A 12,089-nucleotide genomic window follows, 5' to 3' on the forward strand; every position below is an offset into this window, starting at 1 on the left:
CAATATTGTGTCAATCCTTTTACAAATGTTTGAACAATCATTTAATTCCCGAATCGGAAATTTCTTCCCCAAGAGCTTTTGATTTTAATGTGGCCAGGGTAGATATATAATAAGGATAATAGTAGTTACGTCTATTATACCATTTCTGCTTGGAAGTACTATTGACACCTCTTTCCTTGAGGTGTATCTTAATATAAGCTATTTTTCGGTTTTGGAGGGATTTCCAATGATTACGGCATTAAAACATACATTTACTGAGATGATAAAACGAGCTTTGGAGGAAGCCGATCAGTCTGATAAACCGGTTATCTTAAGCCAAGTTAAAAAGTTAAATGGTTCAATGAACCCCCTCCATTTTTATGCGGCTGGCGAGCGGCTTTTTTTAGGCGAACGATTTTATTGGGCAACTCCTGGTTCAAGATTTACAATTGCAGGCTTAGGGAACGAGTGCACTGTAGAGAACAATGCTGCTACGAGTGACCGTTTTGGGCGGGTTGAGTCGGATTGGAAACGCTTTAAAAAGATGGCGCATTATGAAAATGCTGCTGAGTCAGAAATTGGAACGGGAGCTTTATTATTTGGCGGGTTTTCATTTGATCCTCATAATCGCAGAAATGAGCTTTGGAACAAGTATCCTGAGGCGAAATTCTTTTTGCCTTCAGTCATGCTGACGGTAAAAGACGGTATCACTTTTATGACCATTAATCGTCTTGTAAAACCTGATGACGATCTTAAGTCATGTGGAGCTCATTTTACGACACTTGCGAATGAAGTGTTAGATGGGAAAATGTTCGAGTTTCCAGAAAACACAGCCAATTACTCTTTGAAAGAGGAAGATACGAAATCATGGCTTTCAGCTGTTAAAAAAGCGACAGGAGCCATTCAATGCGGCAAGCTTGATAAAGTTGTGCTGGCGCGTGAGGTTCAACTAATCTTTGATGATAATATTAATATATATTCCGTTTTAAGCAAACTGCAGACAGAACAGCCTACAAGTTTTATTTTTTCCTTTGAAAATGGCCAGCAGTCCTTTATTGGCGCTACACCAGAGCGCCTTATCAAAAAAGAAAACAGCCGTCTGCTCTCCACCTGTCTTGCCGGTTCAATTAAAAGGGGCACGAACAAGATTGAGGATACAGAGCTTGGAACTGCTCTTTTACATGATGAAAAGAATTTAATTGAGCATGCAATTGTTGTGAAGATGATTAAAGATTCCTTTGATGAAAGCTGCAGAGAAGTAAAGGTATCTGACCGTCCGCAATTATTGAAAACTAAAAACATTCAGCATTTATATACTCCGATTGAAGGGGAGATAAAAAAAGGCTTCACTTTATTAGATTTAGTAGAGAAACTGCATCCTACACCAGCTTTGGGAGGTTATCCTAAAGAAGGCGCTGTTGAAATGATCAGGGAGATCGAACCGATGGATCGCGGCTGGTATGCGGGTCCGGTCGGCTGGCTTGATTCGGAAAATAATGGAGAGTTTGCAGTCGCCATTCGATCTGGCTTAATAAAAGGAGAGAGTGCAACGTTGTTTGCAGGATGCGGCATTGTTGCAGAATCCGATCCTGAAATGGAATATCAGGAAACACTGATAAAGCTAAAGCCGATGCTTTCCGCACTAGGAGGAATAAACTATGGGTGAGAGTGATTCACTAACCCTTTATGCAGCAAGTTTTGTTGATGAACTTACAAAAGCAGGAGTTCGGGACGCAGTTGTTAGTCCTGGTTCAAGGTCAACGCCGATGGCCATGTTAATGGCTGAACATCCGGAAATAAACATACACGTTATTATTGATGAGCGGTCAGCAGGTTTTTTTGCACTAGGCATGGCGAAGATGCAGCAAAAACCTGTTGCTTTGCTTTGTACATCTGGAACGGCAGCAGCTAATTATTTTCCTGCAGTCGTCGAGGCATTCTATTCAAGAGTGCCTTTGCTTGTTTTAACGGCAGATCGTCCGCATGAATTAAGAGATGTCGGAGCTCCCCAGGCAATCGATCAGCTTCATCTGTTCGGACGCTATGCAAAATGGTTCGCGGATATGGCCATTCCAGAGCAAACAGCTGAAATGCTTCATTACGGCAGGACGATGGCAGCGAGGGCAGCAGGGAAAGCAGTTTCCGCACCATCTGGACCTGTGCATCTTAATTTTCCATTCAGAGAACCGCTGATTCCTGATTTAGATTCTGAAAATTTATGGAGCAGCCTGAATTCCCGTCCTAGACAGGTACAGGTAACTGCAGGATCTTCAATAATAGCTGCAGAAGAAATACAGCGATTAAGCAAGCTTTTTACACAAGAAAAAAAAGGATTGATTATATGCGGAGAGATTCATGACGCTGAATTTTCACATGCAGTTGTACAACTTTCCTCAGATCTGAATTATCCTATTCTTGCAGATCCTCTTTCCAACTTAAGAACAGGATTACATGATAAATCTTCCGTGATTGAATGCTATGATGCCTTTATGAAAGACGATTACATAACAGAGAAGCTGAAACCAAAAGTCATCATTCGATTTGGGGCGATGCCAATTTCAAAACCGCTATTTCAATTTTTGAAACGTACTGCTGACATTCAACAAATCGTTGTGGATCGGCAAGGCGGCTGGCGCGAGCCGACATTAATGGCATCCGAAATGATTGAGTGTGATGAAACTTGGCTTTGCAGGCAGCTTTCTAAAACGGTTGAAATACAAAATGATAGACTGTGGATGAAAGCATGGCAAAATGTAAATGAGACTTCCCGCGAATTATTAGCCTCAGCTCAGGATCAAGGCGGAGAGCTGTTTGAAGGAAATATCTATCGCGAATTGCAGCATGCCATACCTTCACAATGCCACGTAATTGCAGGAAATAGCATGCCAATTCGAGATCTGGACAATTATTTCCTTAATACAGAAAAGAATATTACCGTTTTTGCAAACCGCGGAGCAAATGGAATTGACGGTGTCGTTTCAACAGCACTGGGCATTAGCGCTGCTTCTGATCATCCAACCTTCCTTGTCATTGGAGATCTTTCTTTTTATCACGATATGAATGGTCTGCTTGCCGCTAAAATGCACAAGCTAAACTTGACAATCATTCTTGTAAATAATGATGGAGGCGGGATTTTTTCATTCCTTCCGCAGTCAAAAGAAGAAAAGCACTTTGAAACCTTATTTGGCACTCCTTCTGGACTCGATTTTAAACATGCTGCAGACATGTATGACGGAACCTATGCATCACCGGCCAATTGGAATGATTTTAGGTCTTCTGTGGGAGCTGCCATTGATAAAAAAGGCTTAAATATAATAGAGATCCGCACAAATCGGCATACACGTGTCAAAATTCATCGTGAATTGATGAATCGTGTTTCCCAGGAAATAAGAGAGAATATCCTTAAATGATGCAGGTGAAAAGGAAAGTGATCAGAGGGGTATCTTACCATATCGAAATTTATGGAGAAGGAGTCGACTTAGGAGACCGAAAACCACTTGTTCTTCTTCATGGATTTACAGGCTCTGCTGAAAGTTGGCATCCATTTTTGGAAACATTCAGCGGTCATAAAGTCATCCTGATAGATATAATCGGTCATGGAAAAACAGCAGGCCCTGGGAAAACCGCAGGCTCTGGGAAATCCGAATCGCCTGAAAGCTTTGTACGCTATAGTATGGAAGAGGCCGTTCAAGATTTAAATGCCATTTTCGAAGAACTTGCATTAGATAAGGTGAAACTTGCAGGCTATTCAATGGGAGGCAGGCTTGCGTTATCCTATGCGATAAAGCATCCAGATAAAATCGAAAAGTTAATTCTGGAGAGTGCTTCTCCTGGTTTAAGAACAGATGCGGAGAGACAAAGCAGAAAAGAAAACGATCAAAAGCTTGCCGATTCGATTTTAGAACAGGGAATAGTATCCTTTACTGACTTTTGGGAAAACATATCGCTGTTTGCTTCTCAAAAAGCTTTGCCTGCAGACCGTCAAGCGAAGCTCCGCAATCAAAGGCTTAAAAACAATGAAGCAGGGCTTGCAAACAGTCTTTTGGGGATGGGAACCGGCTCACAGCCATCTTGGTGGGACAAGCTCCATACCTTAAAAATGCCTGTACTTATCGTGTGCGGAGAACTGGATAAAAAGTTCTGTAAGATTGCAAAAGAGATGAATGAGCTGCTCCCTAATCCGACATTATTAAAAATAAATGCTGCAGGCCATTCGGTTCATGTGGAACAACCGCGAATCTTTGGTAAAATAGTAAGTGAGTTTATTAATAATCAGTAAACGTATTCATAAGGAGGCAGTACAGGAAATGACAGTAGAATGGATTGCTGAACGCAAGTACGAAGATATTTTATATGAAACGTATAATGGGATTGCCAAAATCTCAATCAACCGTCCAGAGGTACATAATGCATTCCGTCCGAAAACAGTGATGGAATTAATTGATGCTTTTGCTTATGCAAGAGATGATGCAAATGTTGGGGTTATTATCTTAACAGGAACAGGCGGAAAAGCATTCTGTTCAGGCGGAGATCAAAAGGTCCGCGGACATGGAGGATATGTTGGCGAAGACCAAATTCCCCGTCTGAATGTACTTGATTTGCAGCGTTTGATCCGCGTAATCCCGAAGCCGGTTATCGCCATGGTTGCGGGCTATGCAATTGGCGGAGGCCATGTGCTTCATATCGTCTGTGATTTAACGATTGCAGCTGATAATGCTGTTTTCGGCCAAACCGGACCAAAAGTAGGCAGCTTTGATGCAGGCTATGGTTCAGGTTACCTTGCCCGCATAGTAGGACATAAAAAAGCACGCGAAATTTGGTTCTTATGCCGTCAATACAATGCACAGGAAGCTCTTGACATGGGACTTGTCAACACAGTAGTTCCTTTAGAGAGATTAGAAGAAGAAACCGTTCAATGGTGTGAAGAGATTTTAGAAAAGAGTCCGACTGCGATTCGTTTCTTAAAGGCTGCTTTTAACGCAGACACAGATGGTCTTGCAGGCATTCAGCAATTTGCCGGAGACGCAACGCTGCTGTACTATACAACGGATGAAGCGAAAGAAGGAAGAGATGCATTCAAAGAGAAGCGCAATCCTGACTTCAAGCAATTCCCTAGATTTCCTTAAACATCTTATTGCAGCTTGATGATTATCATCAAGCTGCTTTCCTTATATAAAGGCGGTGAAAATCATTGAATACAATGCCAAATTGGCTAAAACAGCGAGCTTTTTTGACACCTGACAGAATAGCGATTATGACAGATGAGAGAATAGTAACATTTCGTGAGCTGCATGAACTGACAGAGCAAAAGGCATATTCATTTCAGCAAAATGGGGTAAAAAAAGGCCAGCATGCTGCCATTCTAATGAAAAACAGCATAGATATGGCTGTGGCTATTCATGCATTGACATACATAGGGGCTACAGCCGTCCTATTGAATACAAGATTGACTTCCTCTGAACTGGACTGGCAGCTGAGAGATGCTGAAGTCAAACACCTTATATGTGACAGTGATCTTCATCAAGAGTGGCATGAGCCGTTTTGGACGGTGATTGACAGCGGGATGATGGCTTCATCTGCAGGAAATGTCGAATATGAGCAGACCTTTTCCTTGGATCAAACAGCTACGATTATGTACACATCAGGAACAACCGGTAAGCCAAAGGGAGTCCTGCAAACGTACGGCAATCATTATTGGAGCGCCTCTGCATCTTCTTTAAATATGGGACTGCATCACGATGACCGCTGGCTGTGTGCAGTGCCGCTTTTTCATATAAGCGGGCTTTCCATATTGATGAGGGGCATCATTTACGGAATGACGGTTGTTCTTCACGAATCCTTCCACCCTGCAAGGGCGAACAGGGCCATTATTGAAGACTGTGTAACCATTGTGTCAGTGGTGCAAACGATGCTGTCTCAAATGATAGAAAAATTGGGAGACAATAGATATCCGGAATCCTTTAGGTGCATGCTTCTTGGCGGAGGACCTGCACCGATGCCGCTTTTAAATGCTTGTGAGGCGAAAAACATCCCGGTCTATCAAACGTATGGAATGACAGAAACGTCATCCCAGATTGTCACATTGTCGCCTGAGTATAGCCTCTCAAAGCTTGGCTCGGCAGGAAAGCCGCTCTTTCCTTGTGAGATTAAGATTATGAAAAATAATGAAGCTTGCCCCCCTCTTGCAGAAGGTGAGATTTTTGTGCATGGACCTAACGTGACGAAAGGTTATTGGAAGCGTGAGGACTCTAGTTCAGAAGCGTTTGATCAAGGCTGGCTCCGAACTGGTGATATGGGATATGTGGATCATGAAGGATTTTTATATGTGCTGGACAGACGATCTGACCTTATTGTATCAGGCGGTGAAAATATTTATCCGGCAGAAATCGAAGCTGCAATGCTTTCCCATCCTGCCGTTCTTGAGGCGGGTGTAACCGGAATCCCGGATTCAAAATGGGGGCAGGTGCCGCATGCATTCATTGTTGGAAAAGATAACCTGAATGAAGATGAGCTGATCTCTCACTGTTCAAACATCCTGGCAAAATATAAAATACCGAAACGCATTCATTTTGTCGATATGCTTCCAAGAAATGCTTCAAATAAATTACTGCGAAGAAAGCTTGTTGAACTTCTCAGTGGCAGCCTATGATTGATGTTCAAAAGGTAACGCTTCATCATGTGGAAATGAAACTGGTTTCTCCGTTTCAATCAAGCATTGAAACGGTTCATAGCAGAGAAAGTATCCTGATTGAAGTACAGGATCGGAGCGGGCATATAGGATGGGGAGAAGTTGTTGCTTTTTCCGCGCCATGGTATACAGAAGAAACAATAAAGACCTGTCATCATATGCTGACATCTTTTCTGATTCCAGCATTGTTTTCAAAAACGTTCGGGCATCCGGAAGAATTCATCGATGCTTTCTCTTATATAAAAAGAAATCAAATGGCGAAAGCATCAATTGAAGGTGCCGTTTGGGATCTTTTTGCGAAGCAGCAAGATCAGCCGCTTTCAACCTTGTTAGGAGGTACAATGAAGCAAATCGATTCTGGCGTAGTCGTTGGAATGGATAAAATCGATAGAATGCTCCAAATAATTGATAAGCATGTCAGTGATGGCTATAAAAGAATAAAAGTGAAAATAAAACCTGGCATGGATGATGTCCTGCTTAAGGAAATCAGAAAGCAGTTTCCTGATGTTCCATTGATGGCAGATGCCAATTCAGCTTATACATTAGAAGATATCCGTACATTAAAGCAGCTTGATCAATACAACCTCTTAATGATTGAGCAGCCGCTCGCTCATGATGATATCGTCGATCACGCAGCTTTGCAGGCACAATTGACAACTCCAATTTGTCTGGACGAAAGCATTATTACACTGAACGATGCGAAAAAGGCCATACAGCTTGGGAGCTGCAAAGTCATCAATATAAAACCAGGAAGAGTAGGCGGGTTGACTGAATCGAAGAAGATTCATGACTACTGTCAGCAGCATCACATTCCGGTATGGTGCGGGGGAATGCTTGAAACAGGGGTTTCACGGGCACACAATATTTCACTTGCAGCATTGCCGAACTTCACCATACCAGGAGATATTTCAGCTTCTTCGCGCTATTGGGAAGAAGATATCATTTCGCCTCCTGTTACAGTTCAGAATGGAAAGATAGATGTTCCTTCAGCTCCTGGTATAGGCTTTGAAGTGGACTTGTACAAATTAGCAAAATACCGCACGGCTGCGGAGAGTTTTACTAATTAAAATTTGATTTTCATTTACTGAAAATCAAATTTTAGACGTAAAAAAAACAATTTTCCCGTTTTGCGTTTTTTAGGATGTCATGATAAAAATAAAAAGAATGATGCTCAGCACATCATTCCAATAATCAGCCCTCTCTGCTTCAATCTGAAAACCAGCTATTTTTATAGCTGGCTTTTTTTGTCGAGAAAGAATGATTGACAGAAAACTAAAATTGCTTTAAATTGTTGCATATAGGCAAAACAATTATACTAATCAACAAATCATGAAACAAGCTAACTTATTAGCGCGAAACCTAACTTTCTTTCATAAGCTGCTTTTTGCGAAGGAAAGTCATTTTTTTACATTAAAACTTGCACTAAGGAAACTTTTGTTGATAAAGGAAAGAGGAGGAGAGCAATGATGAAAAGAAGGTTTACAATACTGATATCAATCCTGGCACTGTCAGGTCTTCTGACAGCATGCAGTCAGGAAACACAAGGGGAAGCGGATGGTCAAATAAAGGTAACAACAACCACTGCGCAAATTGCGGATGTGGCACGAAACGTTGGCGGTGATCATGTCGACGTAGAATCATTAATGGGACCTGGAATTGATCCGCATTTATATCAAGCGTCACAAGGGGACATCCAAAAATTAAATAAAGCGGAAATCATTTTTTATAATGGGCTTCATTTAGAAGGCAAGATGGGCACTATTTTTGAAAAAATGTCGAATGAAAAACCGACTGTGGCAGTAGCAAGTGCCATTCCCGAAAATAAATTAATAAATGATAAAGCGAACGCAAAGGCACACGATCCGCATGTATGGTTTGATATTTCATTATGGATCCATACCGTTGAAAAAGTAGAGGAAGAATTAAGCAAGATGTCGCCTGAAAATAAAGAAGAATTTGCAGAAAATGCAGCTGCTTACAAAAAAGAGCTTGAAGAAATGGATCAATACGCAAAAGAACAAGTTGAAACCATTCCTGAAGAAAGCAGAGTACTTGTAACAGCACATGATGCTTTCACTTATTTTGGAAATGCTTATGGATTTGAAGTAATGGGGCTTCAAGGCTTGAGCACAGATTCTGAATACGGACTCCGGGATGTTCAGAATTTGGTCGATGTTCTTGTTGAGCGTGAGATTAAAGCGGTGTTTGTTGAAAGCAGTATTTCAGAAAAATCCATTAACGCCGTTGTGGAAGGTTCAAAAAAGAAAGATCATGAAGTCGTCATTGGCGGTGAACTATACTCTGATGCCATGGGTGAAGAGGGAACAGAGGAAGGCACATATTTAGGAATGTTTAAACACAATATTGATACAATCGTTTCATCATTGAAATAAGGTTGGTGTACTCTATGAATCCAGTAACCGTTGAAAACTTAACAGTAGCCTACCACCGCAAACCAGTTTTGCAAGAGGTGGGGTTTGAAGTGCCGGAGGGCAAATTGATTGGAATTATCGGGCCAAACGGAGCAGGTAAATCGACGCTGATCAAAGCGGTTTTAGGATTGATTCCAGTCGCGTCTGGAGAAGTGGAAATCTACGGGGACCACTATAAAAAACAGCGTAAGCGTGTCGGGTATGTGCCTCAGCGCGGCTCTGTCGACTGGGATTTTCCAACAAATGCCCTGGATGTCGTTTTAATGGGCCGCTATGGACATATAGGTTGGCTAAAACGTCCTGGCAAAAAAGATATAGACTTTGCACGCGGGTGTCTTGAAAAAGTAGGCATGCTGGATTTTGCAGACAGGCAAATCAGCCAGCTTTCAGGCGGACAGCAGCAGCGTGTGTTTTTAGCAAGAGCGCTGGCTCAGGATGCAGACGTTTACTTCATGGATGAACCATTTGTAGGTGTAGATGCAGCTACTGAAAAAGCGATTATTTCGCTCTTAAATGAATTAAAAGCAAGAGGGAAAACGGTCTTAGTTGTTCATCATGATCTGCAGACAGTGGAGGAATATTTTGACTGGGTCCTGCTGTTAAACCTAAGGAAAATTGCATTCGGTCCTACGAGTGAAGTCTTTACGATGGATAATCTTCAAAAAACATATGGAGGCAGGCTCACATTTCTGCAGGATCAAAGTGTGCTTGTGGACGAAACAAAGTAGGAGTGACTTAAGATGATGGAAGAGCTTTTCTATCAATTGCAAAATCAAAATACACAATGGGTCTTACTTGGTACCATGCTGCTTGGCCTTGCAAGCGGGGTTTTGGGAAGCTTTGCCCTGTTAAGAAAACAAAGTCTTATTGGAGATGCAATGGCACATGCTGCTTTGCCTGGAGTATGTATGGCATTTCTGCTTTACGGATCTAAATCGCTCATTTGGTTTTTAGCAGGAGCTGCCATTTCAGGAATGATTGCAGCTTGGCTCATTCAATTTATCATTCAGAACTCACGTATAAAGGAAGACTCAGCACTAGGACTTGTCCTGTCGGTATTTTTTGGATTTGGAATTGTCCTGCTTACTTTCATTCAGCATAATCATGGAGGAAACCAAAGCGGACTAAATGATTTCATTTTCGGAAAAGCAGCGTCAATGGTTGGGCAGGACGTTCAAATTATTACTTGGATAGCATCGATACTGCTTCTTCTGACAGCCGTTTTCTTTAAAGAATTTAAAATTTTGACATTTGATCCGCAATTCGCAAAAGGAATTGGCATGCCGACAACATTCTTTAATGGATTGCTAATGGTTTTAATCGTTTGTGCAGTAGTGATTGGTCTGCAGACAGTCGGGGTCATCTTGATGGCTGCCATGCTCATTACTCCTGCTATAGCAGCGAGATATTGGACAGATAAACTTGGGACTATGGTGATTATTGCCGGAATTATCGGGGGAATATCCGGGGTTGTTGGTACCTTTTTGAGTACAACAACAAAAGGAATGGCAACAGGTCCGCTGATTATCGTTGCAGCGACATTGCTCTTTTTAATCTCCCTCATCTTCGCACCGAAAAGGGGTCTTGTTTCAAAAGCAATGAAGCAAATAAAGCTTAGAAAAAGAACTTCGGTTGAGCAGCTGCTTCTGTCTTTTTATGATTTAACAGAAGGCGCAGGAGGAAAATATTCAGCGGCAGCCTTTTCGCTGGATGATATCGTGAATAAGAGAAAGGTAACCCCCAGCCTTATAAGCAAATCATTAAATGAACTTTTGAAAAAACGCCTTGTTACGAAAGACATTGATGATAAGTGGAAGCTGACGGAAAATGGACTGCAGCTTTCCTATCAGCTTGCTTTGAATCAGCGTTTATATGAAATGTATCTCATGCATGAAATGGAGCTCGCTCAGCTTCAAATCAGCAGCCGTGATGATGTTGATGTTGAAAAAATGCCAGGCGATATGAAGGATCGATTAATGATCTTGTTAAAAGATCATCATAGAGAGCCCATGCTGATTCCAAAATCGAAAAATAGCCTCAGCAGGAAGGAGTGGTTATACCAATGAGTTATGATGCTTGGATTTTACTGACAGGTTCGCTTGTTGGTGTAACCTGCGCCATGATAGGCTGCTTTCTGATTTTAAGGAGAATGGCCATGCTTGCAGACGCAATCAGTCATTCTGTCTTGCTTGGTATCGTATGCGCCTATTTTGTCAGCAGAAGTTTAGATGGCGTTTCGATGTTTATTGGTGCTGCAATCGTCGGTTTGCTGACAGCATTTCTAGTGCAAATATTAAATGCAAAGGGCGTTCAGTCAGACGCTGCAATCGGAGTTGTGTTCACATCGCTTTTTGCAATTGGTGTTATTTTGCTTTCATTATTTGGCGGAAACATTCATTTAGATGTGGATCATGTTTTAATGGGAGAGATTACATTCGTGCCATGGGATACTGTTTCGATTGGAAGCATGGATCTCGGTCCTAAAGCAGTGTGGATGCTCGGTTCAGTCTTTATGATAAACCTACTGATAATTGTTCTCTTTTATAAAGAGTTTAAAATTTCTTCCTTTGATCCGCAAATGGCTGTTGCAATTGGAATACCGGTGTTGTTCATTCACTACTTGCAAATGGGGATGCTGTCGATTACAACAGTTGCGTCGTTTGATAGTGTAGGTGCCATTTTAGTTGTAGCAATGTTGATTGTTCCAGCTTCAACAGCATATTTGCTGACAGACAGACTTTTTCATATGCTGATTATCAGTTCGTTTGTTGGGATCCTATCAGCAGTAGCCGGATATTACTCAGCGACATGGCTGAACGTTTCGATTGCAGGAGCAATGGCAGCAGCTGCAGGAATCATCTTTTTCCTGACATTTATATTTTCGCCGACACATGGACTGTTATCAAAGCTTCTTGCCAAACGAAAATGGACATCTGCAGAAGTGAACGAATAAAGATTTTATATTTTATGAATAAAAATGATTATCATTA

At 41.7% G+C, this 12,089-nt stretch carries 10 protein-coding genes; all 10 read left to right on the forward strand.

Going from position 1 to position 12,089, the window contains the following annotated elements; translation table 11 throughout:
- Positions 1-226: 226 nt before the first annotated feature.
- The 10 genes from CYJ36_RS05695 to CYJ36_RS05740 all read left to right on the forward strand — a co-directional run bounded on the left by CYJ36_RS05695 (position 227) and on the right by CYJ36_RS05740 (position 12,052).
- Entirely contained in the window at positions 227-1,645 is a 1,419-nt protein-coding gene (locus CYJ36_RS05695; protein WP_101565736.1) for an isochorismate synthase, read from the forward strand.
- Entirely contained in the window at positions 1,638-3,389 is a 1,752-nt protein-coding gene (gene menD, locus CYJ36_RS05700; protein WP_101565738.1) for a 2-succinyl-5-enolpyruvyl-6-hydroxy-3-cyclohexene-1-carboxylic-acid synthase, read from the forward strand. Before CYJ36_RS05695 ends, menD begins: the two co-directional genes overlap by 8 nt.
- Positions 3,386-4,258, forward strand: a complete 873-nt coding sequence (gene menH / locus CYJ36_RS05705; RefSeq protein ID WP_257962403.1) for a 2-succinyl-6-hydroxy-2,4-cyclohexadiene-1-carboxylate synthase — start codon at positions 3,386-3,388, stop codon at positions 4,256-4,258. The genes menD and menH overlap by 4 nt, the downstream gene beginning before the upstream one ends.
- Positions 4,259-4,286: 28 nt before the next feature.
- Positions 4,287-5,105, forward strand: a complete 819-nt coding sequence (gene menB / locus CYJ36_RS05710) for a 1,4-dihydroxy-2-naphthoyl-CoA synthase (protein WP_101565740.1) — start codon at positions 4,287-4,289, stop codon at positions 5,103-5,105.
- Positions 5,106-5,170: 65 nt separating this feature from the next.
- Positions 5,171-6,628 (forward strand): o-succinylbenzoate--CoA ligase, encoded by a 1,458-nt coding sequence (locus CYJ36_RS05715; protein ID WP_101565742.1) that lies wholly within the window; start codon positions 5,171-5,173, stop codon positions 6,626-6,628.
- On the forward strand, positions 6,625-7,734 hold the full coding sequence (gene menC, locus CYJ36_RS05720) for an o-succinylbenzoate synthase (protein ID WP_101565743.1): 1,110 nt from the start codon (positions 6,625-6,627) through the stop codon (positions 7,732-7,734). Before CYJ36_RS05715 ends, menC begins: the two co-directional genes overlap by 4 nt.
- Positions 7,735-8,133: 399 nt before the next feature.
- Entirely contained in the window at positions 8,134-9,060 is a 927-nt protein-coding gene (locus tag CYJ36_RS05725; RefSeq protein WP_101566493.1) for a metal ABC transporter solute-binding protein, Zn/Mn family, read from the forward strand.
- A 14-nt stretch (positions 9,061-9,074) separates the two neighbouring features.
- Positions 9,075-9,827, forward strand: a complete 753-nt coding sequence (locus tag CYJ36_RS05730) for a metal ABC transporter ATP-binding protein (protein ID WP_101565744.1) — start codon at positions 9,075-9,077, stop codon at positions 9,825-9,827.
- A 12-nt stretch (positions 9,828-9,839) separates the two neighbouring features.
- The gene (locus CYJ36_RS05735) at positions 9,840-11,165 is read left to right on the forward strand and encodes a metal ABC transporter permease (protein WP_101565746.1); all 1,326 of its coding nucleotides are present in this window, start codon (positions 9,840-9,842) and stop codon (positions 11,163-11,165) included.
- Positions 11,162-12,052 carry a metal ABC transporter permease gene (locus tag CYJ36_RS05740; RefSeq protein ID WP_101565749.1) on the forward strand — a complete coding sequence of 297 codons (891 nt, stop codon included), beginning with the start codon at positions 11,162-11,164 and terminating at the stop codon, positions 12,050-12,052. The genes CYJ36_RS05735 and CYJ36_RS05740 overlap by 4 nt, the downstream gene beginning before the upstream one ends.
- Positions 12,053-12,089 lie beyond the last annotated feature (37 nt).

The organism is Bacillus sp. UMB0893 (genome assembly GCF_002858905.1).
GTDB lineage: Bacteria > Bacillota > Bacilli > Bacillales > Bacillaceae > Bacillus_P.

Coding starts and splice junctions, on each gene's coding strand:
- CYJ36_RS05695 (WP_101565736.1), top strand. CDS start 227: ATGATTACGGCATTAAAACATACATTTACTGAGATGATAAAACGAGCT.
- menB (WP_101565740.1), top strand. CDS start 4,287: ATGACAGTAGAATGGATTGCTGAACGCAAGTACGAAGATATTTTATAT.
- CYJ36_RS05725 (WP_101566493.1), top strand. CDS start 8,134: ATGAAAAGAAGGTTTACAATACTGATATCAATCCTGGCACTGTCAGGT.
- menC (WP_101565743.1), top strand. CDS start 6,625: ATGATTGATGTTCAAAAGGTAACGCTTCATCATGTGGAAATGAAACTG.
- CYJ36_RS05740 (WP_101565749.1), top strand. CDS start 11,162: ATGAGTTATGATGCTTGGATTTTACTGACAGGTTCGCTTGTTGGTGTA.
- menD (WP_101565738.1), top strand. CDS start 1,638: ATGGGTGAGAGTGATTCACTAACCCTTTATGCAGCAAGTTTTGTTGAT.
- CYJ36_RS05730 (WP_101565744.1), top strand. CDS start 9,075: ATGAATCCAGTAACCGTTGAAAACTTAACAGTAGCCTACCACCGCAAA.
- menH (WP_257962403.1), top strand. CDS start 3,386: ATGATGCAGGTGAAAAGGAAAGTGATCAGAGGGGTATCTTACCATATC.
- CYJ36_RS05735 (WP_101565746.1), top strand. CDS start 9,840: ATGATGGAAGAGCTTTTCTATCAATTGCAAAATCAAAATACACAATGG.